Here is a 21,351-nt window from a genome sequence, read left to right on the forward strand (position 1 = left end):
TGCCGATTCACAAAAGGGTGTGGCGTCCGCGATCGAGCGAGGGCAAGATGCTCGGCTCATCAATAGCATCGTGAGGGAGGGGGGGCTTAGTCACTTTATTTCGTATGCTGGGGATCCGAATGTCGCTCGGATGCGGGATTCGGGGCGCGATCGCGGTGGCGAGGGAGCACGGTGGGACGGCGTCGCCGGGGCGATCCGGGGCACGTCGCGATCCGGGCGGATGCGACGGACGGTGCGATCGGACGCGACCGGATCGGAGACGGATGGACCGATCGATCACCAGGAATCAAGGGGACGAGGACCCATGACGTTTCAAAGCATGATGATCCTGATTGCGGTGCTGGGCCAGGTATCGGCGGGGGTGGGGGGGCAGCAGGGGCCGACTCGGATCGCGCTGGAGCCCGCCCCGGCGCCGGTGGACAACCCGATGAAGGGCCTGGTCCCCTACGCGGGGCAGGGGAGGGGCTTCCCCCATTCGCTTGAGTTCGACTATGTGGCATTGAGCGAGGTGATGACGGGGTACGACTCGTTCGACTGGGAGCCGCTGGAACGCAGGCTGGACGCGATCGCGGGGCGGGGCAATCAGGCGGTGTTCCGGGTCTTCCTGGAGTATCCGGGCCGGCTGGGGGTGATCCCGGGATTCCTCGTCCGGGACGGTTTGACCGTGCATCGGTACGAGGTGGCCGACACGGACGGCAAGGAGGTGGAGACGCCGGATTACGAGGACGAGCGGCTGCGGAGGGCGCTGCGCGGCTTCATCAGGGCGATGGGAGAGCGGTACGACGGCGACCCGAGGCTCGGGTTCCTGACGGCGGGCCTGCTGGGGCACTGGGGAGAATGGCACACGTACCCGAGGGGGGAGCTGTTCGCCTCGAAGGCGGTGCAGGAGGAGGTGCTGGACGCCTTCGAGGAATCATTCACGACCACGCCGGTGTTGTTGCGTTATCCGGCCGGGGACGACCACGACCGGATGGCCTCGAACGCGGGGCGGGGGTTCGGGTATCACGACGACTCGTTCGCCTGGGCCACGCTGGAGACGGGGCGTCGGCAGGACTTCTGGTACTTCGTGCCGTTGTTGAAGGCGGCCGGGCCGGGGGCGTGGGAGAAGTGGGAGACGGAGCCGATCGGCGGCGAGATCCGGCCGGAGGCGTGGGGCAGGATCTTCGACGAGGATCCTGGGGATGATCGCATCCAGGATTTCCGGACGTGCGTGGAACAGACGCATGCCTCGTGGTTGCTGGATTCGGGCATGTCTCGGCGGAATGTTCCCGAGGCCAGGAAGGCCCGGGCCGAGGAGGAGGTGAGGCGGATGGGCTATGCGTTCCACGTGCCGGCGGTCGAGATCGGGCCGGTGCGGGACGGGGAGCGGTCGGTGACGATCGAGGTCGAGAATCGGGGAGTCGCCCCCTTTTATGTCGATTGGACCCCGCAACTGGGGCTGCTGGGGGACGATGGCGACCTGGAGACGCTGCCGTGCGAGGGCTCGCTGATCGGCCTGCTCCCGGGAGATCCGGCGCGGCGGTGGACAGGGACCATCGCGATCGACCCCGGTCGGAGTGGCCCGGTCACGGTGATGCTCCGGGTGCCGAATCCGCTGCCGAACGGCCGGCCGATTCGATTCGCCAACGCGACGCAGGATGCCGACCGGCCGGGCTGGCTGACGCTGGGGACGGTCGCCCCCTGATCGGCCGAGGAGAGCCGAGCGAAGGGGCCCATCGGGCAAGCTGACTGGCTACCGGAGATGCTCGCCCGTCGAGACCCGAGAGCGAGAGGGGAGTGTCGGGCGCCGTCGCGTCGGCGAGGACCCCTCACCCCGCCCCTTCTCCCCGCGGGCGGGGAGAGGGGGCCGGGATGGAGCGGTTCGGGACGGCGGCGGAGCTTGCAGCGAGGGGACCGAGCGAGCCGAGCGATCAAGGGGGGGAGGAGGCCGTGACCGAGATGGGGAACTGGCCTCGGATGTCCCGGAGATCCGCGGCGGCGATGGGGCGGTCGTCGGCGAGGGCGGTGTCCAGCTCGGCGAGGAGGGCACGCTCGGCGAGCAACGCCTCCTCGGTCAGTCCCAGCCGGTGGCGCATCCGCACGCAAACGGCCCAATAGCTGTAGTAACCGGAGACGAACGCCGCGGAGTGGGGGAAATCGGCGGCGAGCCGACTCATGATGGCCTGCGACTCGTCCATGGCAGAACATGCCTCGCGGGCCCGTCCCAGGTCGGTATAGGCCCTGGCCAGGTGGTGCAGACTGGCCGCGCGTTCGTACTGGTGCTGAGCCTGGTCGGGAGCGGACGCGATGAGCCGAGCGACGGCATCGAGGGCCCCCTGGGCACTCGTGACGGCCGTTTCCGGCCGCCCCTCGACCAGGGCGACGAGCGTCAGTGCGAGTTCGGCGCGATAGAGATTGCCATAGAAGAGGGGATTGTCGGGGGCCTCCGAGACGAGTTCACGCGCGATCTTGCGGGCCTCGAGCGCATGGCACTTGGATTTCCCCCACCGTTGTTGTCGATCATAGCACCACGAAAGGTGGTAATGCTGGTAGGCGATGGCGTCGCGGCACTCGGGCTCGGTCGGGCTCTCGGGGCGATCGGCGGCCAGATCCTGGATGACCTCGAGCGCCCGGAGGTGGTCGGCCTCGGAGGCGGCGAAGTCCGGACGGTCGGTCCAGGAGCCATGGGCAAGGCCGCGATGGGAGAGGCTTCGGAAGAGGTTGTACCGATACCAAGGGTCCTCGGGTCGCTCCTCGAGGACGGATTCGAGCAGCGCGACCGAGCGATCGAGGTGCCGGAGGATTTGCGCCCTGTGGCTGCGATGGCCGCGGCCCCGGAACGATTCGGCGAGGGTGAAATTGATGAGGGCGGTGCGGTAGCGGAGTTCGACGTCCCGGCCGGCGCCGGGGATGTCGCGCAGGGCGGTCTCGAAGAGGTCGTGGGTGGCGAGGATGTAGTTGTGGGTGGCGTCGGCGCCGAGGGGGACGGCCTTCGAGATGTACTCGGGGGCGAGGACGGCGTTGCCGATGAGCTTCCAGGCCAGTCGCATGGACTCCTTGGCCTGGGCATCGGCGACGAGTCGGCGGTTCTCGACCGTCAGCAGGTCGATGGAGGCGACGAGGGTGCCCACGGCCAGGACGCCGGCGGCGGCCAGTTGGCCCCGGTGCCGGGCGGCCCAGCGGCCCAGGCGGGTGATGGGCGAGGGGCGGCGGATGGTCAGGGGCCGGCCGTCGAGGAATCGGCCGAGCTGCTCGGCCATCTCCCCGGCGGTGGCGAAGCGATCGGACGGATTGCGGGCCATGGCCTTCAGGGCGATGGTCTCGAGGTCGTAAGGGGCCTGGGGGCGGTAGGCACGCGGCGGACGGGGATCCTCGTTGAGGACCTTGATGCACAGATCGACGTGGGAGCCGCCCTGGTACGGCGGCCGGCCGGCGAGGAGGAAGTAGAGGATCGCGCCGAGGCTGTAGATGTCGACCGTCGGCAGGTTGCGGCCGGGCCGGGCGCCGATCTGCTCGGGGGCGGAGAAGGAGGGGGTGCCGACGATGGCGTGCGGGTGGGTGTGGATGGCCTGCCCCTGGCGGATGATCGGCCGGGCGAGGCCGAAGTCGGAGACCCTGGGCACCCCGGATTTGGTGATGAGGATGTTGGAGGGCTTCAGGTCGCGATGGACGATGCCCTGGTCGTGCGCGTGGTCGATGGCCAGGGCGACATCGCGGACGATGGAGGCGATCCGGCGGGGGGGCAGGGGGGACCGCAGCGGCAAGGCGCCGAGGTTCGGGCCGTCGATGAACTCCATCACCAGGTAGGGGGCGCCCGATTCGTCCGTGCCGGTCTCGAGCAACCGGACGATGTGGGGGTGATTGAAGTGGGCGAGCAGCTGCCGCTCGGCGTGGAAGCGGCGGATGAGGTCGGGGGTCGCGCCGCGCCGGATCTGCTTGAGGGCGACGAACTGGAGCGGCTCCGATTCCCGGACGGCGAGATAGACCGACCCCATGCCGCCGTGGCCGATGATGCCGAGGATGAAGTAGGGGCCGACCTGATCGCCGGCGCCCAGGGAGCCGTCGCCGGGCAGATCGGGGAGGAGGCGGGTCTCCTGCTCCAGGTCGTCGACGGGGGCGTCGCCCAGGGTTCTGGCCAGGGCATCGGCCTCGAGCAGGGCCTCGACCCAGGCGACGAGGACGGGGTCGGAGTCCTTCAGGAGCCTGAGTCGTTCGAGGCGACGGGCGGGTTCGAGGTCGCGGATCGAGTCGAAAAGGGCTTCGGCCTCGTTCCAGCGCGCCATGGAGTCGTCATCGGGTCGGTCGGCCGTCGACATGGGCGAGCCCTCCGCCGGGCCGCCTCCGGAACATCGAGGCGTTCCCCGGATCGTGATCTGATCATCATCGACAAATCAGCGTCGGACGCGGGACTGTTCGTTGCCCAGGGTGCCCGGCGCGGGGCAAAGACGCCCCTCGGCCGGTTTCGGGTCGCGGTCGGGGGCGAAGGGTCGGTTGGGGGGGGGCGTCGGGCGTCGGTCGGGCAATCCGATGCGAGGCGAGCGACGGTCGGGGTCGCTCAACGGGGGTTGTCGGGGGCCGCGAGGCGGTCTCGGAGCCAGGCGGCGCGGTTGGTGGTGATGGAGTCGACGCCGAGGTCGACGAAGCGTCGGGCGTCGTCGGGGTCGTCGACGGTCCAGACGTGGACGGAGAGGCCGGCGTCCCGGACGAGCCGGATGAAGGCGGCGTCGATGGGCCCTCGGTGGGCGAGGTCGAGGCCGTCGGCCTTGATAGCGAGCGCCCGGTCGATGAGCTGCCGGGGGGCGGGGGTCCAGGTGCCGTCTTGCTCGTCGCGGCGGAAGCCGGAGAGGAAGTACATGGGCAGCTCGGGGAGCCGTCGCTTGGCCTCGGCCAGGGTCTCGGCGTTGAAGCTGATGACGGCGAGCTGGTCGCGGGACTTGCCCGAGTCCTCGACGGCGCGGACCAGGGCGGGGACGGCCTCGGGGCCGACCTTGACCTCGATCAGGCAGAGGCCCCCTTCGGGGACGGTGGCGAGGGCCTCGTCGAGCGTCGGCAGGGGCTCGCCGGCCCATTGCTCCCCCTTCCAGGAGCCGGCGTCGAGCGACCGGAGCTGGTCGAGGGTCGCGTCCTTGACGAGCAGGTCGACGCCGGTGGTGCGTTTGGTGGAGGCGTCGTGGATGACGACCAGGCGGTCGTCGGCGGTGAGGTGGACGTCGAGCTCGATGGCCGGGACGCCGCGTTGCCAGGCGAGGTTGAAGGCGGCCAGGGTGTTCTCCGGCGCGTCGGCCGACTCTCCCCGGTGGGCGACGAAGGGGACCGAGGGGGGTTCCACGAACGCGAGGGCGATCCCGAAGACCATTGCGACCACGAGGGGACACTCCAAGAGAATCAAAACCGTGTTGGATCTGGTTTGATCTCCCAGGATGGCCAGGGGAGGGGGCTCGGTTCAAGATGATTGTCGGGGGAGTTCCAGATTCTGCTGGCGGAAGGCGACGGCGAGTCGTTCTAATAATGAGCGTATGCTCGGTTCGGACGGGGCCCCTCGGCGACCGGCTCCGGGGGCGATGGGGAAACCCGCCCCGGAGCCTCAACGGGCCACGAACCCCCGAGCCGTGGTGTTCCCTCCCCGACGTCCGAATCTTGCTTGAAGGAGAATGTATGCGACATCGACTGCTCGCGATCGCCCTGGCGCCGGCCCTCAGCCTGGGCCTCCTGGTCGCCTCGCCCGCCCTGGCCAACGACGAGGTCAAGCAGAAGGCCGAGGCGGTGAAGGCCAACCCGACGGCCGACCTGATTAATGAGTACATGACGGCGGCCATCGGCGACATCCTGACGCAGATGGAGAACGACGCCGAGGCGGCCGAGAAGGCCCTGGGCGAGCTGAAAGGGGTGGTCGAGTCGTTGAAGCCCGAGGCCGACGACGCCAAGCAACTGGTCGATCGCGCCAAGCAGGTCGTGCCGCTCCTGGAGCAGCGGATCGAGCTGTCTCGGACGACGCTGGCCGACCTGCAGGAGAAGCTCCGCGCCGACGTGAACGACGCCGAGACGCTGAACCAGTACCGCGAGAAGCTGGTGATGGAGCTGAGCTCCAAGGCCTACAGCGCCCCGGCCGAGGCCAACGAGCAACTGACCCAGGCCCGCGCCTTCCTGACCGAGCTGGCGGCCGAGGCGACCGAGAAGCAGGGCTACGCCCAGACCATGCAGGTGCTCGACCAGCTCGGCGGCGCGATCGAGAGCAACCTGGCCCGCGAGCAGATGATCGGCAAGGACGCGGCCCCGCTGTCGGTCGAGGCGTGGGTCAACGGCGAGCCGCTGAGCGACTCGGACCTGAAGGGCAAGGTCGTCCTGCTCGACTTCTGGGCCGTCTGGTGCGGCCCGTGCATCGCCACCTTCCCGCACCTGATCGAGTGGAACGAGAAGTACGGCGACAAGGGGCTGGTGATCATCGGCCTGACGAACTACTACGAGTTCGGCTGGGACGACGAGTCGGGCCGCGCCGTGCCGAAGCCCGGCACCACGCCCGAGCAGGAGAGGGCGATGCTGGAGAAGTTCGCCGCGTCGTACGACCTGACCCACCGCTTCGCGATCCAGGACGGCGACGCGATGACCGAATTCTACCAGGTGTCCGGCATCCCCCAGGTCGTCTTGATCGACCAGGAAGGGAAGGTCCGGATGGTCCGCGTCGGCAGCGGCGAGCAGAACGCCAAGGACATCGGCGGCCTGATCGCGGAACTGCTCGGCGACTCGGCCCCGGCCGACGAGTGAGCCGGCACGGGTGAGGCGAAGCCCCCGGGCCGAGCCAGTCCCGGGCGATGCGAGCGAGACGGCCGGGGCCCGATCGATCGGGCCCCGGCCGTCGGTCGTTTCATCGGGCCGTCGAGGGATGGCGGCGCGGATGATCGTTCGCGCGATCACTCAGTGGATGCCGTATTCCTTGAGCTTGCGATAGAGAGTGCGCTCGCCGATGCCGAGGATGCGGGAGGCTTCCTCGCGGTTGCCGCCGGTCAGGCGGAGGGTCTCGGCGATGTAGTGGGCCTCGATCGACTCCATCGGCTGGCCGACCAGTTGCGAGACGCCGGCCGACTGGGGGGTGACGCCGGCCGAGGCGAGCAATTCCTCATCGGTCAGGTCGTCGAGGCCGAGCTCGCCGTCGGTGTCGATCACCAGGAGGCTCTCGACGACGTTGCGCAACTGGCGGACGTTGCCGGGCCAGGAGTAGGACATCAGGACCTTGCGCAGGTCGGCGTGGATGCCGGGGACGGGCTTGCCGTAGTGGGCGGCGTTCTCGCGGACGAAGTGGTCGAGCAGCAGCGGGATGTCCTCGCGACGCTCGCGGAGCGGGGGCAGCTTGATGCTGATGACCTTGATCCGGTGGTAGAGGTCGGTGCGGAACTTCCCCTCCTTGATCATCTCGGGCAGGTCGCGGTTGGTGGCGGTGACGAGCCGGACGTTGACGTGGATCGGCTCGTTGGTGCCCATGCGCATGATCTCGCCGTTCTCGATCACCCGGAGCAACCGGACCTGGGTGGAGGGGGGGATGTCGCCCACCTCGTCGAGGAAGAGGGTGCCGCCGTTGGCGTGCTCGATGAGCCCCTTGCGCTCGCGGTCGGCGCCGGTGAAGGCCCCCTTGATGTGGCCGAAGAGTTCGGATTCGAGGATCGAATCGCTCAAGGCCGCACAGTTGAGGGCGACGAACGGCTTGCTCTTGCGGGGGCTGTTGTTGTGGATGGCCTTGGCGACGAGTTCCTTGCCGGTGCCGCTCTCGCCGGTGATGAGGACGGTGGCGGTGGTGGGGGCGATCTGGCGGAGCTTGTCGATGATCGCCTTCATCTGGGGGCTGTTGCCGACGACCCCCTCGAAGCCGAAACGCTCCTGGAGCTGGCGCTGGAGTTCGAGGTTCTCGCGGGCGAGGCGCTGGGACTTGCTGGCCTTGTCGACGACGTCTCGGAGCTCGTCGATGTCGAGCGGCTTGGTCAGGTAGGTGGCCGCGCCGCCTTGCATGGCGCGGACGGCGGTCTGGATGGTGCCGTGGCCGGTGAGGATGACGACCTCGGCCTCGGGGAGTTCCTGCTTGGCCTTGCGGAGGACCTCGAGGCCGCCGACCGGCTCCATGACGAGGTCGGTGACGATGATGTCGAAGTGCTGCTCCTCGATGAGGCGCAGGGCCTCGCGGCCGCCGACGGCGACGGTGCAATCGTACCCGACGCGCTGGAGGCTCTCGGCGACGGCCTGGGCGTGGGGCTCGTCGTCGTCGACGACGAGGACGCGGATCTGGGGGTCCATCAGGCATCGCCTCCCGGCCCCGGATCGGACGCGGGCAACCGGATCAGGAATCGGGTCCCCTTGCCGGGCTCGGAGTCGAGGTCGATGGTGCCGCCGTGGGCCTCGATGATGCGGCGGGTCATGGGGAGCCCGAGGCCCGAGCCGCGCGGGCGGGTCGAGTAGAAGGGGTCGAAGACGCGGGGCAGCGCGTCGGGGGGGATGCCGCAGCCGGTGTCGATGACGTCGATCACGACGTCGTTCCTGGGATCGCGGCGGGTCCGGAGGATCAATTCGCCTCCTTCGGGCATGGCGAGCTGGGCGTTGCGGATCAGGTTCAGGAGGGCCTGCTTGAACGAGTCGCCGTGCAGCGCGACGGGGGGCAGGTCGGGGTCGGTCTGCAACCGGGTGACGATGCCCTGGGCGAGCGACTGCGGCTCGCAGAAGTCTCGGACGTCTTCGAGGACGGCGTTCAGGTCGCCGGGGACGAGGTCGAGGTCGCTGAGTCGGACGACGCGGAGGAAGTCCTCGAGCAGGTTCTCGAGGCGGTGCGACTCCTTGCGGACGCGCTCGATCTTCTGCAAGGCGCGGCGGTCGCGGTCGGTCTGGGCGTCCCGGAAATCCTCGGCCAGGAGGTCGAGGGTCAGGCGCATGGTCGAGAGCGGGTTGCGGATCTCGTGCGCCAGGCCGCCGGCGACCTGGGCGATCTCGGCGTACTGATCGCGAAGGCGGCGGGCCAGCTCGGGGGGCAGGGGGGCGGCCGGCTCGGGATCGGTGGCGAGCGTCTCGGCAAGGGGGGGCTCCGGCGCGTGGGAGGCGGGAGCGGCGGGGGATCGTGCCATGGGCGGGCTCCCCTCGGAGCGATCGGGGGGCGGGGGTCGGTCCGTACCGTTCCGGTCGCGTTCGAAACGGCTCCGACGGGGTCCGACGGTTCGCCGCGGGGCGGATGCGAACGGCCCGGTGCGGTGACCGGGCCGATCGATCGAGCGTCGCGGGGAAGCCGCCTGTCCCGAAGGAGTTCGAACGGTGCCCGGCGACCGAGCGTCTCGGGCCGGGGCACGCGAAGAGGGCATCGAGGGCGATCGACGAGGCGCCGGATTATCGGCGATCGCGGTCGCGAGGGGGAGGGCCGCCGGGGCCTCGGGGGCCGGGCCCGCGATCGCGGTCGCCGCCGCCTCGGGGGCCGCCGGGCCCGCGGTCGCCGCCGCCGCCGCCGCCGCCCCGGGGGCCGCGGTCGCCCTCGCCGCCGGCGGGGCGGGGCTTCGACTCGACATCGTCTTCGATCCCGCGCTCGGCCAGGGCCTGGCGGCGGGAGAGCTTGACGCGGTCCTGCTCGTCGATGGCGATGACCTTCACGAGCATGGTGTCGCCGACCCGGCAGACGTCGGCCACGCTGTTGATGTAGCCGTCGGTCAACTCGGAGATGTGCACCATGCCGTCCTGGCCGGGCAGGAGCTCGACGAAGGCGCCGAAGTCCTTGACGGACATGACGCGGCCCTCGTAGATCTTGCCGAGCTGGACGCCTGCGGTCATCCCCTCGATGCGGTCGCGGCATTCCTCGGCGCCGGCGGCCGAGGCGCTGGCGATGGTGACGATGCCGGTGTCCTCGATGTCGATCTTCGTGCCGGTCTCCTCCTGGAGCCGCCGGATCGTCTTGCCGCCGGGGCCGATGAGCATGCCGATCTTCTGCGGGTCGATCTGGATCTGGATGAGCCGGGGGGCGTTCATCGAGATCTGGTCGCGGGGCCGCTTGATGGCGCGGAGCATCGATCGGAGGATCTCGACGCGGGCCTCGCGGGCCTGGTCGAGGGTGTCTCGGATGATCTGCTCCGAGAGGCCGACGTTCTTGACGTCGAGCTGGATGCCGGTGATGCCGTGCTGGGTGCCGGCGACCTTGAAGTCCATGTCGCCGAAGTGGTCCTCGTCGCCGATGATGTCGGTCAGGAGGATGTAGCGGCCGGACTTCGGGTCCTCGACGAGGCCGATCGAGATGCCGCCGACCGGGTCGGTGATGGGGACGCCGGCGTCCATCAGGCTGAGCGTCGCGCCGCAGACCGAAGCCATCGAGCTGGAGCCGTTGGATTCGAGGATGTCGGAGACGACCCGGATGGTGTACGGGAAGCGCTGGGGGTCGGGCAGGATGGGGGCGACGGAACGCTCGGCGAGCATGCCGTGGCCGATCTCGCGGCGGCCGGGGCCCCGGATCGGCCGGACCTCGCCGACGGCGAAGTGGGGCATGTTGTAGTCGAGGTAGAACTTCTTGGAGTACTCCTCCATGATGCCGTCGACGCGCTGCTCGTCGGCCCCGGTGCCGAGGACGGTGGTGACCAGCGCCTGGGTCTCGCCGCGCTGGAAGATGGCGGAGCCGTGGGCACAGGGCAGGACGCTGACCTCGCAGCCGATGTAGCGGAGGTCCTTCGGTCCCCGGCCGTCGGAGCGGTAGCCGTCGAGGATCATCTCGCGGGCGACCCGTTCCTGGAGGGAGTAGAAGGCGGATTTGACCTCGAGGGGGGTCGGGCCGGTCGGCTCCTGGCCCTCGGGGGCCTCGGGGCACATCTCGGCGACGACCCGTTCCTGCAGGGCCTTGACGGCGTTATTGCGCTCCTGCTTGAGCTTGATGAGCCGGGCCTCGCGGAGGTCGGCCGAGTAGCGGCGGTGCAGGTCCTCGACGAGGGGGTCGGGCTGCGGCTCGGGGTGCTCCATCGGGGGCATGCCGAGCTTCTCGCGCAGCTCGAGCTGCAGGTCGATCAGCTCCTGGTTGAGCTTGTGGGCCTCGAGGATGGCCTCGAGCATCTCGGGCTCGGGCAATTCCTTGCCGAAGCCCTCGATCATGGTGACCTTCTCGCGGGTGCTGGCGACGATCAGGTCGAGGTCGCTGCGGGTCATCTCCTCGGCGGTCGGGAAGGGGACGAGCTGGCCGTCGATCCGGCCGAGCCGGATGGTGCCGAGCGGGCCGAGGAACGGGACGTCGGGGCAGATGCAGAGGGTGCTCGACGCGCCGATGAGGGTGAGGATGTCGGGGTCGTTGATCCGGTCGGCCGAGATGGGGCTGGCCTGGATCTGGACCTCCATGCGGTAGTCGCCCGGGAAGAGCGGCCGGATGGGGCGGTCGGTGAGGCGCGAGGTGAGGATTTCCTTGGTCGTCGGGCGACCTTCGCGCTTGATGAAGCCGCCGGGGAACTTGCCGGCGGCGTAGACCTTCTCGCGGTAGTCGACCATCATCGGGAAGAAGTCGAGCCCCTCGCGACCGGGGGCGACGACGGTGGCGACGAGGGTCATGGTGTCGCCGAGGCGGACCACCACGGCACCGGTGGCTTGCTTGGCAAGGCGGCCGGTCTCGATGGAAATGGTCTTGCCGCCGATGGTGCGTTCGACGACGACAAGCTTCTTGACGGGATTCACGGGAGCGGAAGAACCAGACGTGGACATGCCCACCCTTACCTCGACTCGGCAGTAATGTGCCGGGTGCTTGGGCGATGGCGTACCGACCTCGGGAAAAGGCCGGGAGGGGAGAAAAACACGGGAGGGCCGGTTGACCCAAACGAAAACCCAAGAGAACCGGGACGCGCCGGAGCGGCCCGCGGGACTCTTGCTCAATCAAACACGATCAGGGCGCACCGAGCTTCGGCAACGCCCCAACCGAACGAGTGGGTCACCGACGGACGGTTACTTGCGGAGGCCGAGCCGGCCGATCACTTCGAGGTAGCTCTTGCGGTCGGTCTGTCGGAGATACTTCAACAGGCTCGATCGCTTGGAGACCAGCATCAGCAGCCCTCGGCGGCTGGCGTGGTCCTTCTTGTGGGTCCTGAAGTGGTCGGTCAGATCGTTGATGCGGGCCGTCAGCAGCGCAATTTGCACTTCGGGCGATCCCGTATCATGTTCCTCGCGCCTGAACGCGTCGATGATCTCCTGCTTCTTCTCTTTGGTGATCGCCATCACACGCCCCGCAAGGCACCGGCCGAATAATGTGAGAGGCCGTAACTCGAAATCTTTACGCTACGAAGTGAGAGAGTTTACGCGAGGCGGTGTCCGAGAGCAATGGCAGTTGGTCGAAAATGGCCGGGACCGGGAGAATCGCCCTGGGAACGCGGGCCGGGAACCGTCTGATGGGCGTGCCGTTTTTGGTCGTGGTGGATCGGTTTTGCCTATGATGAACGGCAGACACACTGCGAACGACGAGTGCGGGGGCCGGGACCGAACAAGGAGCAGCATCTTGAGCGAGGGGTATCGGGTTTCAAGTCGGTCGAGGCTGGAGGAGGTCGCGGCGAAGCCGGGGGCGGCGGGGTCGAACTCGGCGGCGCCGGGGCCGGAGTTGCCGAAGACGCGGAATCGGTCGATCTTCGAGCTGTATCGGGCCCTGTATGCCCTGATGAGGGGGCATCGGGCGATGCTGGCCCTGACGCTGGCGACGTTGACGATCAGCACGAGCCTGAGGCTGATCCCGCCGGCGGCGACGAAGGTGGTGATCGACTACGTCCTGCTCGATCGGCCGTTGCCGGATCGGGTGCCGGGCTGGCTGCCGTTGCCGTCGAGCAGCCTCGGGATGCTGACGGCGGTGGTGGTCGTCGTGTTCGCGGTGTCGATCGTCGGGGCATTGCTGGGGCTCTGGGGGCGGTGGCGGGCGACGGTGTTGACCAAGCAGATCCAGGTGAAGGTGCGCCGCCGGGTGTTCGAGCATGCGTCGAAGCTCCCTTTGCACCGGATCTATCAGCTCAAGTCGGGAGGATTGTCGAGCCTCTTGCGCGAGGACGCCGGGGCGCCGGGCGAGATGGTCTTCAACATGGTGTACAACCCCTGGCGGGCGGTGACGCAGCTCATCGGGGGGCTGGTGATCCTGGCCTGGATCGACTGGCGGTTCCTGCTGGGGGCGGCGTTCCTGATCCCGGTGGCGTACTGGGCCGACCGGCTCTGGAACCGGGTCTTGCGGCCGATCCATCGGCGATCGCGGCGGCAGCGGCAGGAGATCGACGCCAAGAGCGCCGAGACGTTCGGCGGGATTCGCGTCGTCCGGGCGTTCGGCAGGCAGAAGACCGAGGCCACGCGGTTCGTCCGCGAGAGTCACTTCCTGACGCGGCTGGAGATGCTCGGCTGGTACCGGGCGAGGGCGTTCGACCTGTTCTGGGACCTGTTGATGCCGACGGCCTCGGGGGTCTTGCTGCTTTACGGCGGTTGGCAGGTGTTGCAGGGGGAGCTGTCGCCGGGGGATCTGATGATGTTCCTGGTGTACCTGGCCATGTTGCTGGAGCCGATTGCGGTCCTGGCGTCGAACATGACGTCGTTGCAGAACAACCTCTCGGGCTTCGACCGGGTGCTCGACCTGCTGGCCGAGCCGGCCGAGTTGCAGAGCCGTCCCGGCGCGATCGCCGTGCGGAAGGGGGAGGTGGGCGGTCGGATCACGCTCGATCGGCTCCGGTTCCGCTATCCGGGGCACGAGGAGGAGGTGATCCGGGGGATCGACCTGGAGGTCGAGCCGGGCGAGACGATCGCGCTGGTCGGCCGGAGCGGGGCGGGCAAGACGACGCTCTGCAACCTGGTCGCGCGGTTCTACGACCCGACCGGCGGCGCGGTCCGGCTCGACGGGATCGACCTGCGCGACATCGACCTGCAACGCTACCGGCGGCTGCTCGGGATCGTGGAGCAGGACGTCTTCCTGTTCGACGGCACGGTGGGGGAGAACATCGCCTATGCCGACCGCCGCGCCTCGCGGCGGGCCATCGAGGAGGCGGCCGAGGCGGCCAACGCGGCGGCGTTCATCGAGGCATTGCCGGACGGCTACGACACCTTGATCGGCGAGCGGGGGGTGCGGCTCAGCGGGGGGCAGCGGCAGCGGCTGGCGATCGCCCGGGCGATCCTGGCCGACCCGGTGATCTTCATCCTGGATGAGGCGACGAGCAATCTCGACTCGGAGAGCGAGCGCCTGATCCAGGGGGCGCTGGCCGACCTGATGCGCGACCGGACCTCGTTCGTGATCGCGCACCGCCTGAGCACGATCCGGGACGCGGACCGGATCCTGGTGCTCGACGGCGGGGAGGTGGTCGAGTCGGGCAGTCACGCCGAGCTGATGGAGTCGAGCGGCCTGTACCGCGACATGGTCGAGCTGCAGCGGATGGAGGAGGGGTTCTGAGCGGTCAGGGGGTGGGCGGGCGTAACCCGAATCGACCCGAAGGGATTTCGACCTTTCGTCAGCAAGGGATGGTCTGCGAGGGCTCGGTCAGGTCGATCGAGAGCCAGTCGCGCAGGGTGAGGGTGTCGGCGGGGACGGGCCGGGCGAAGTAGTAGCCCTGGCCGCAGTCGCAGCCGAACCGCCGGAGCATGGCGAGCTGGTCGGCCGTCTCGATCCCCTCGGCGACGACCCGGATGCCGAGGATGTCGGCCATGGAGGTGATGGTGCGGACGATGGCGGTCTGCCGGGCCGAGATGCCGAGACCCCGGATGAACGACTGGTCGATCTTGAGCAGGTCGAACGGGAATTCGTGGAGGCAGGCGAGCGAGGAATAGCCGGTGCCGAAGTCGTCGATGGCCAGGGAGAAGCCGGCGGCCCGCAGTTCGTTCAGGGTGGCTCGGGCGGACACCAGGTCGTGCATGACGGCCCCTTCGGTGATCTCGATGTGGATGTCGGAGGGGACGAGCCCGGCGGCCTTGGTCGTGCTCAGCAGACGGCAGACGAGGTCGGGCACGAGCAGGTGCTGGCGGGCCAGGTTCACGCTGAGGCCGGGGATGGACAGGTCGGGATTCTCGAGCCGCCAGCGGGCGACCTGCCGGAAGGATCGCTCGATCACGCGCTCGCCCAGGGCGATGATCAGGCCGCATTCCTCGGCCATGGGGATGAATTCCCCGGGCGAGATCGTGCCGAGCTCGGGGTGCTCCCAGCGGGAGAGGACCTCGAAGCTGAGGATGCGGCCGGTCTGCAGGCAGACGATCGGCTGGTAGACCAGGTCGAGCTGGTCGGCGGGGATCGCCTCGCGGAGCCCCTGCTCCAGTTGCATCCGGCGCCGGACGCGGCGGCGCATGGTCTCGTCGAAGATGGCGAGGCTGCCCCGGCAGGAGGTCTTGGCCTCGTACATGGCGGTGTCGGCGTCCCGGAGCAGGTCCTCGGCCGCCCGGTATTGCTCGTCGCCCAGCACGATCCCGATGCTGGCGGTCGAGACGACGCGGTACGACTTGATCGTGTACGGCTTGGCCAGCGCCTTGAGCAGCCGACGGGCCACGAGCGTCGCGTCGTCGGGGTGCTGGAGCCCTTCGAGCAGGACCACGAACTCATCCCCCCCGATCCGGGCCGCGGTTCCGGAGGAGCAGGAGGCCCGGAGCACGCCGTCGGTCTCTCGGAGGTTCTCTCGGAGCCGGGCGGCGATGGCCCGGAGCAGGGCATCGCCGGCCTCGTGCCCGAGGCTGTCGTTGACGACCTTGAAGCGGTCGAAGTCGAGGAAGAGCAGGGCGTAGTGGAGGTCGGGCCGGTCGCGGTGGGCCTGAATGACCTTGCTCACCAGGGCGAGCAGGGCGGCGCGATTCGGGAGCCCGGTGAGCCGGTCGCGCCGGGCGGCCCGTCGGAGCTGGCGTTGCAATCGGACCCGATCATGAACATCTCCGATCGACCCGGCGAAGCGGATGGGGGCGCCGTGTTCGTCCCAGACGGCCTGGCCGCGCGATCGGAACCATCGGTAGGCGCCGGAGGCGGTCCGGAGGCGGAACTCGACGTCGTAGGGGACCTGGCGGTTGAGGTGGTCGTCGGTCGCCTTCAGGACGCGGTCGAGGTCGTCTGGATGGATCCCCTGGCGGAATCGGTCGCGGACCGAGTTCCAGACGGACTGATCCCGTTCCTCGCCGATCATCCAGAGGAGTTGTTCCGAGATGTAGATCGTGTCGGTGCGGAGGTCCCAGTCCCAGATCCCCTCGTTCGAGCCGTCGACGGCAAGGGCGTAGCGATTCTCGCTCTGGGCCAGCTGGTCGACGTAGGCCCGCTTTGTCTTCACGTAGAGGGACACCCATATGCCGATCAGGACGCTGGCCAGGGCGGCCATCACGCAGGCGATCAACTGGGCCCTCCAGATGGCGGCCGACTGGGCGCGATATTCCCGGATGTCCATGTCCACGCCGAGGACCGATTCGAGGCGCCCTCGGTCCCGGATCGGGACCCAGACGGTGATGAAGGTGCCCCAGGGGTCGGTCGTCGGCACGGGACTGAGATAGGAGTCGTACGCCTGGATGTGCTGGAGCAGGTCGGGCGGGGCCTCGGGGTAGAGCGTGCCCAGGGTGGCCTGATCCGGGAGGCCGTTGTCGTCGAGCAGCAGGGGGTCGCCCGTGTCGAGCACGAAGCGGAATCCCTCGGGGGAGGGGCGCATGGTGTAGATGTAGCGGATGTCCCGGGCCTCGGCGACGATCGCCCGGAGCGGCTCGACCAGGGCGAGATACTCGGGGCTGTTGTGCTGCTCGGGATCGACCAGGCGGGCGTGACGCCGGGGGTCGACGTGCAGGGTCGCGACCCGGGCGACCGACATCAGATTCGCGTCGATCGCGAGCTGGAACGCGTCGCGAGCCGTGGCGTAGCAGGTCCAGGCGCAGGCGATGGAGATCACCAGGAAGCAGAGCCCCGCGACGAGCCCTTGCCCGATCGGCGAGAGGCCGGAGAGGAAGAGGGCCGACCGGCAGGCCAGGCCGGCATCGCGGGGGGCCTGGAAGCGATCGACCCAGCGACCTCGGCGGGAGGGCCTGCCCCCGGGGGTCGTCGGCTCGGGTCCTGGGGGGTTCTCGGGGAGATGCGTTCCGCTCACGCAAGATTCCTCGCGGCTGGGGAACCGCCGGCGTTTTTTCCCTGGGGGACTCGGGGACGGCGAGGCGTCTCGATCGAGCGTCGTGGGCGATCGTCGAAGGAACCCACCCCTGGCCCCGGTCGCTGTGCGTCGAGCCGCCCGAGGCGCGGGGCATCCCGATCCGCTCCCGGGGGGATCGTTGCCGGATGACGACGCTCGGCAGCGACGACCCTCCCCATCGAGGAGGGGTGTCGAATCCGGAGGTCCCATAACGTTTCATAGGTCACATCCAGGGGCCTGGCGCGCGTGCGGGCCGGAATCGGCGGGGGGGGGCGTGGGAACCTGTCCGGGGATCGGGGTTGATCGGATCGCAACGGGCGGGGCTTCGGTGTAGACTCATCTCGGTCGCTGCGTCGCGAGATCGCGTCAGGTCGAGGCAATGGGGATGGCTGGAGAGGCGGATGTGCGGATCGGGCCGACGGGAATCGCCCTGGTCGGCTACCGGGCGACCGGGAAATCGACCGTCGGGCGGTTGGTCGCGGCTCGGCTCGGCTGGGCGTTCGAGGACGCCGACGAGGCGCTGGAACGCCGGATCGGCCGGTCCATCGCCCGAGTCTTCGCCGAGGAGGGGGAGGCCGCCTTCCGCGACCTGGAGCAGGCCACCCTGGCCGACCTGACCGCGAGGTCGGGCCTGGTGCTGGCCTCGGGGGGCGGGGCGGTCTTGCGGGAGGCTAACCGCGACGCCCTGCGCCGCTTCGGGTTCGTCGTCTGGCTGTCGGCGAGGCCGGAAACCCTGGTCGATCGCCTGAGGAGCGACCCGGCCGATCGCCCGGCATTGACGACGGCAGGGCTGCTGGACGAGGTGGCCACGCTGCTCCGACAACGCGAGGATTATTACCGCTCGGTCGCCGACGCGAGGATCGAGGTGGACGGGCGATCGGCCGAGCAGGTGGCCGAGGCGGTCCTGGCATTGTGGTCGCGGCAAATCTCGAACCATTCCACCCCGAACGACTCGCAGGACCCCACACCGTGATCTGGATGTTCCACGCGATCATGCTCCCCTTGACGTTCGTCGTCGGGGCGCTGGTCGGCAGCTTCGCGAATGTCTGCATTTACCGATTGCCCTGGGAGAAGAGCGTCATCTGGCCCCCGTCGTGCTGCCCGGCCTGCCTGGGCTGGATTCGGGCGACGGACAACGTGCCGATCCTCAGCGCCCTGTGGTTGAAACGGACGTGCCGGTCGTGCGGGATTTCCTATTCCGGGCGTTACCTGGGCATCGAGCTGCTGGTGGCGGTCCTGTTCGCCGGGATCTATGCGCTCGAGCTGATGGTCGACACGGAGTTCATGCGCGACTCGGAATTGATGGAGCGCCTGGCCCGCGTCGGGTACCACGCCACGCTGGCCACGTTGCTGGTGGTGGCGACGTTCATCGACTACGACTACGAGATCATCCCCGACTCGGTCACGATGACCGGCATGGTCATCGGCCTGGCCTTCGGAACAATGCTCCCGAACATCCGCCCGGAACCGGCCGCGGCCGAAACCGCGTGGGGAGGGCTGGGGGTCGGGGTGCTCGGCCTGGTGGTCGGGGCGGGGGTGATCTACGCCGTCCGGGTGCTGGGCTGGGTCCTCTTCCGGAAGGAGGCGATGGGGCTGGGGGACGTGACGCTGGTGGCGATGATCGGCAGCTTCCTCGGCTGGCACGTCACGCCCTTGGTCCTGTTCCTGGGGGCGATCCTCGGCCTGGTCCACGGGGTGATCCGGCTCGTGACGATCCTGGGGGATCGGCTGGCGGGCCGGTCGCCGCGGTCCTCGGCCATCCCATTCGGCCCCTATCTGAGCCTGGCGGCCTTGATCCTGATGCTCGGCTGGCGGTGGCTCTGGCCGAACTGGCTGGCCGAGCTGTTCGAGGTCTATGGCGAGGTGGCGCGGTTCCTGCTCGGGGCGTTGCTCGGCCGGATCGTCGGGGGGTGACGGATCGGGCGGTCTCGCCGGCCTTCGATCCGGGGGAATCCGGGCAAGGGAACCGGATCTGCGGCGAAGATCCGGGACGGGGACGACCGATCAGTCTCCGCAGAGGACGACGTTCAACAGGGGAGCCCTCGGCCATGACCTCGCCGTACAAGCGTCGCAAGCCGTCGTTGATCCGCAATTTCTGGCTGTATCGCCATGTGATCGCCATTGCCTTCGTGCTGGGCGTCCTGCTCTGGTTCGTGGTCAGCAACAACGCCCCGGTCGAGGTCTCGTTCCCGTTCGGGATGGGCTCGCTGAGCAGTTCGACGGGGATCGTTATCCTGCTCAGCGCGGTCGCAGGGTCTCTGCTGACGATGCTGGCGATGGGAGTGCTCTATGCCCTCCGACGGCTCAAGGCGGGGGTGGAGTCGGCCGAATTTGAGAAGGACAGCGTGACGTTCGATGACGAGCTCCCCCCTTCGGACTATGCCTCGAAGGCCCCCGAGGGGTTCGACCAGTCGTCCTGGTCGGATCGGAGCTGACGCGACGAGCGGGGCGGATTCGGCCGGCGGGGAGGGTCAGCCCTCCCCGGCTGAGGCCCGGGACGAAAGCCCGCGCGAGGACGCGATCATCGATCGGGATTGCGATTGGCCGGGATCGGGTCGGATGGTCGGGGGAGCCCGCCTCGAAGCCCGTCCCTCCTGGACGACCGCCTCGGACCACCACCGACCCCAGGGCGCCGGACTCATGACCGTCTCGATCCGAAACCGACGGTTGAATGTCGCCTGGCTGCTGGCCGCCTTGATCGCGCTCCCCGCGCTGGGCTGCTCGGGGGGCAGCGGCTCGAAGTTCGCCTTGAACCCGAGGCGGGTGGCGATCCGGGAACAGCTCAGCCGGCTCGAATTCCAGAACCAGCAATTGAAAGACGAATTGAAGGTCGCCCAGCAGGAATCGAAGCGCCTGAACAACGACCTGCAACTGGCCGAGATCGACAACCGCGACCTCGAACGCCGGCTCGACAGCTTCCGGACCCAGCTGGGCCTGCGGGGGTCGTCGGACGAGTCGATCGACGTGGCTCGTCCCTTCCCGGACGACAATCGAGCCGATTCGGGGACGACCCGACCCGCCGCCCAGCCGCCGACCCGGGCGCCGTTCACCCGGATCCCGAACCCGGCGGCGATCGACGTCTCGCCCCCCCCGGGCCCCTCGGCCGAGGAGTTCTACGGCATCCGCCGTTCGCCGTCCTACGACCAGCAGACCCGCCCGCAGATCGAGCCGCCGCCGGTCCAGTATTTCGACCTGAGCCCCTCGGTCTCGGTCGGCCGGACGAACCTCGACGTCCGATCCCGGGACAATCCCTCGAACTGGTCGCCGATCTCGGTGGGGGGTTCGTCCCGCGTCCGGCGGTACTGAGGCGGAGATCTCCCCTGGCATCGCCCGGCCGGCGCGGTGATCGTGACTCGCGGTGTGATTCGCCGACGGCCCGGCCCGGGCGCCGGTCGGATCGAGACAGCGAGGGGCCCCTGCTGGTAGAGTGGAGGCCGTGGCGGACGCCGGGACGAGGTTGAGACGAGACGAGACGAGACGAGACGAAAGACGGGACCGTCGGCGGATGATCGCGATTATCGACTACGGGATGGGCAACCTGCGGAGCGTTCAGAAGGCGATCGAGGCCGTCGGGCACGAGGCCGTCGTGTCGAGCGACCCGGAGTTCGTGGGCAAGGCCGACAAGGTGATCCTGCCGGGCGTCGGCGCCTTCGAGGATGCCATGGCCGAGCTGAACCGGACCGGCCTGGGGGCCGCCTTTTGCGATCGGGTCGTGGCCGGTGCGCCGGCCCTGGGCGTCTGCCTCGGCTTGCAACTGCTCCTCGACGAGAGCTTCGAGGACGGGCACCACCGCGGGCTGGGCCTGGTGGCGGGCAAGGTCGTGCGGTTCGAGCCGAGGCCGGGCCTGAAGGTGCCGCACATGGGCTGGAACACCTTGCGGGTGCGTCGGCCGTCGCCCTTGCTGGAGGGATTGCCGGCGGAGCCCTCGGTCTACTTCGTGCATTCGTACTACGTCGTGCCCGACGACCCGGGGGTCGTGGCGGCCGAGGCCGATTATCCGGATCCCTTCACGGCGATGATCTGGCAGGACAACCTGATGGCCTGTCAGTTCCACCCGGAGAAGAGCCAGGCCCTCGGGCTGGCGATGTACAGGAACTTCGCCGAGCTGTGAGCCCGGCGGCCGTCGACGGCCGTCGACGGGAGGCGATCGCCAGGGGTTGAGGTCGTCCCGATCGGCGGACGGGGCCCACCCCCTCCGACGGAGCGTCCCGGAGCGGGTCCGGCGATGGAGCCGCGACGCACCCGCGGGGCAAGGCACGCCGCGCCGATCGAAACGAGGCAAACATCCCGGGCAGGCCCTTGGTCCTTG

Annotated in this window: 15 protein-coding genes; 8 read left to right on the top strand and 7 right to left on the bottom strand. The window is 69.0% G+C overall.

The window, feature by feature from the left end; all coding sequences use genetic code 11:
- The first annotated feature begins 304 nt into the window (after positions 1-304).
- Positions 305-1,684, top strand: a complete 1,380-nt coding sequence (locus AB1L88_RS22950; protein ID WP_367099030.1) for a DUF4832 domain-containing protein — start codon at positions 305-307, stop codon at positions 1,682-1,684.
- 226 nt (positions 1,685-1,910) lie between these two features.
- Here AB1L88_RS22950 and AB1L88_RS22955 read toward each other — a convergent pair whose 3' ends face one another.
- Entirely contained in the window at positions 1,911-4,295 is a 2,385-nt protein-coding gene (locus tag AB1L88_RS22955) for a serine/threonine-protein kinase (protein ID WP_367099031.1), read from the bottom strand.
- A 239-nt stretch (positions 4,296-4,534) separates the two neighbouring features.
- Positions 4,535-5,335, bottom strand: a complete 801-nt coding sequence (locus AB1L88_RS22960; RefSeq protein ID WP_367099082.1) for a glycerophosphodiester phosphodiesterase — start codon at positions 5,333-5,335, stop codon at positions 4,535-4,537.
- A gap of 299 nt (positions 5,336-5,634) precedes the next feature.
- Between AB1L88_RS22960 and AB1L88_RS22965 the strand changes: the two genes are divergently transcribed.
- Positions 5,635-6,741 carry a redoxin family protein gene (locus AB1L88_RS22965; RefSeq protein WP_367099032.1) on the top strand — a complete coding sequence of 369 codons (1,107 nt, stop codon included), beginning with the start codon at positions 5,635-5,637 and terminating at the stop codon, positions 6,739-6,741.
- A gap of 150 nt (positions 6,742-6,891) precedes the next feature.
- Here AB1L88_RS22965 and AB1L88_RS22970 read toward each other — a convergent pair whose 3' ends face one another.
- The 4 genes from AB1L88_RS22970 to rpsO form a co-directional block, all read right to left on the bottom strand.
- Positions 6,892-8,259, bottom strand: a complete 1,368-nt coding sequence (locus AB1L88_RS22970; protein ID WP_367099033.1) for a sigma-54 dependent transcriptional regulator — start codon at positions 8,257-8,259, stop codon at positions 6,892-6,894.
- Complete coding sequence (locus tag AB1L88_RS22975; RefSeq protein ID WP_367099034.1) at positions 8,259-9,077, bottom strand: ATP-binding protein; 819 nt, start codon at positions 9,075-9,077, stop codon at positions 8,259-8,261. Before AB1L88_RS22975 ends, AB1L88_RS22970 begins: the two co-directional genes overlap by 1 nt.
- A 256-nt stretch (positions 9,078-9,333) precedes the next feature.
- Positions 9,334-11,664, bottom strand: a complete 2,331-nt coding sequence (pnp, locus tag AB1L88_RS22980; protein ID WP_367099035.1) for a polyribonucleotide nucleotidyltransferase — start codon at positions 11,662-11,664, stop codon at positions 9,334-9,336.
- Positions 11,665-11,901: 237 nt separating this feature from the next.
- Entirely contained in the window at positions 11,902-12,171 is a 270-nt protein-coding gene (rpsO, locus tag AB1L88_RS22985; RefSeq protein ID WP_152053512.1) for a 30S ribosomal protein S15, read from the bottom strand.
- Positions 12,172-12,448: 277 nt separating this feature from the next.
- Here rpsO and AB1L88_RS22990 point away from each other — a divergent pair, with 277 nt between their 5' ends.
- Complete coding sequence (locus tag AB1L88_RS22990) at positions 12,449-14,359, top strand: ABC transporter ATP-binding protein (RefSeq protein ID WP_367099036.1); 1,911 nt, start codon at positions 12,449-12,451, stop codon at positions 14,357-14,359.
- Between the two features lie 58 nt (positions 14,360-14,417).
- On the opposite strand, the gene AB1L88_RS22995 is transcribed toward AB1L88_RS22990, so the two are convergent.
- On the bottom strand, positions 14,418-17,003 hold the full coding sequence (locus tag AB1L88_RS22995) for an EAL domain-containing protein (RefSeq protein WP_367099037.1): 2,586 nt from the start codon (positions 17,001-17,003) through the stop codon (positions 14,418-14,420).
- Between the two features lie 424 nt (positions 17,004-17,427).
- On the opposite strand from AB1L88_RS22995, the gene AB1L88_RS23000 reads away from it, so the two are divergent.
- The 5 genes from AB1L88_RS23000 (at position 17,428) to hisH (ending at position 21,153) form a co-directional block, all read left to right on the top strand.
- Positions 17,428-18,015 carry a shikimate kinase gene (locus tag AB1L88_RS23000; protein ID WP_367099038.1) on the top strand — a complete coding sequence of 196 codons (588 nt, stop codon included), beginning with the start codon at positions 17,428-17,430 and terminating at the stop codon, positions 18,013-18,015.
- Between the two features lie 5 nt (positions 18,016-18,020).
- Entirely contained in the window at positions 18,021-18,956 is a 936-nt protein-coding gene (locus AB1L88_RS23005; RefSeq protein WP_367099083.1) for a prepilin peptidase, read from the top strand.
- A gap of 134 nt (positions 18,957-19,090) precedes the next feature.
- A complete protein-coding gene (locus tag AB1L88_RS23010) occupies positions 19,091-19,477 on the top strand; it encodes a DUF1049 domain-containing protein (protein ID WP_367099039.1) in 387 nt (128 codons plus the stop codon).
- Positions 19,478-19,601: 124 nt separating this feature from the next.
- Positions 19,602-20,348: a hypothetical protein gene (locus AB1L88_RS23015; protein ID WP_367099040.1), complete on the top strand. Its 747-nt coding sequence runs from the start codon at positions 19,602-19,604 to the stop codon at positions 20,346-20,348.
- A gap of 199 nt (positions 20,349-20,547) precedes the next feature.
- A complete protein-coding gene (hisH, locus tag AB1L88_RS23020; protein ID WP_367099041.1) occupies positions 20,548-21,153 on the top strand; it encodes an imidazole glycerol phosphate synthase subunit HisH in 606 nt (201 codons plus the stop codon).
- Positions 21,154-21,351 lie beyond the last annotated feature (198 nt).

It is taken from the genome of Tautonia sp. JC769 (genome assembly GCF_040717455.1).
Lineage (GTDB): Bacteria > Planctomycetota > Planctomycetia > Isosphaerales > Isosphaeraceae > Tautonia.

Bases quoted from the DNA above. Each gene is read 5' to 3' on its own strand.
- AB1L88_RS22975 (WP_367099034.1), bottom strand. From the start codon at position 9,077: ATGGCACGATCCCCCGCCGCTCCCGCCTCCCACGCGCCGGAGCCCCCC.
- AB1L88_RS22965 (WP_367099032.1), top strand. From the start codon at position 5,635: ATGCGACATCGACTGCTCGCGATCGCCCTGGCGCCGGCCCTCAGCCTG.
- pnp (WP_367099035.1), bottom strand. From the start codon at position 11,664: ATGTCCACGTCTGGTTCTTCCGCTCCCGTGAATCCCGTCAAGAAGCTT.
- AB1L88_RS22950 (WP_367099030.1), top strand. From the start codon at position 305: ATGACGTTTCAAAGCATGATGATCCTGATTGCGGTGCTGGGCCAGGTA.
- rpsO (WP_152053512.1), bottom strand. From the start codon at position 12,171: ATGGCGATCACCAAAGAGAAGAAGCAGGAGATCATCGACGCGTTCAGG.
- AB1L88_RS22960 (WP_367099082.1), bottom strand. From the start codon at position 5,335: ATGGTCTTCGGGATCGCCCTCGCGTTCGTGGAACCCCCCTCGGTCCCC.
- AB1L88_RS23005 (WP_367099083.1), top strand. From the start codon at position 18,021: ATGTTCCACGCGATCATGCTCCCCTTGACGTTCGTCGTCGGGGCGCTG.
- AB1L88_RS22970 (WP_367099033.1), bottom strand. From the start codon at position 8,259: ATGGACCCCCAGATCCGCGTCCTCGTCGTCGACGACGACGAGCCCCAC.
- AB1L88_RS23010 (WP_367099039.1), top strand. From the start codon at position 19,091: ATGACCTCGCCGTACAAGCGTCGCAAGCCGTCGTTGATCCGCAATTTC.
- AB1L88_RS23000 (WP_367099038.1), top strand. From the start codon at position 17,428: ATGGCTGGAGAGGCGGATGTGCGGATCGGGCCGACGGGAATCGCCCTG.
- hisH (WP_367099041.1), top strand. From the start codon at position 20,548: ATGATCGCGATTATCGACTACGGGATGGGCAACCTGCGGAGCGTTCAG.
- AB1L88_RS23015 (WP_367099040.1), top strand. From the start codon at position 19,602: ATGGTCGGGGGAGCCCGCCTCGAAGCCCGTCCCTCCTGGACGACCGCC.
- AB1L88_RS22955 (WP_367099031.1), bottom strand. From the start codon at position 4,295: ATGTCGACGGCCGACCGACCCGATGACGACTCCATGGCGCGCTGGAAC.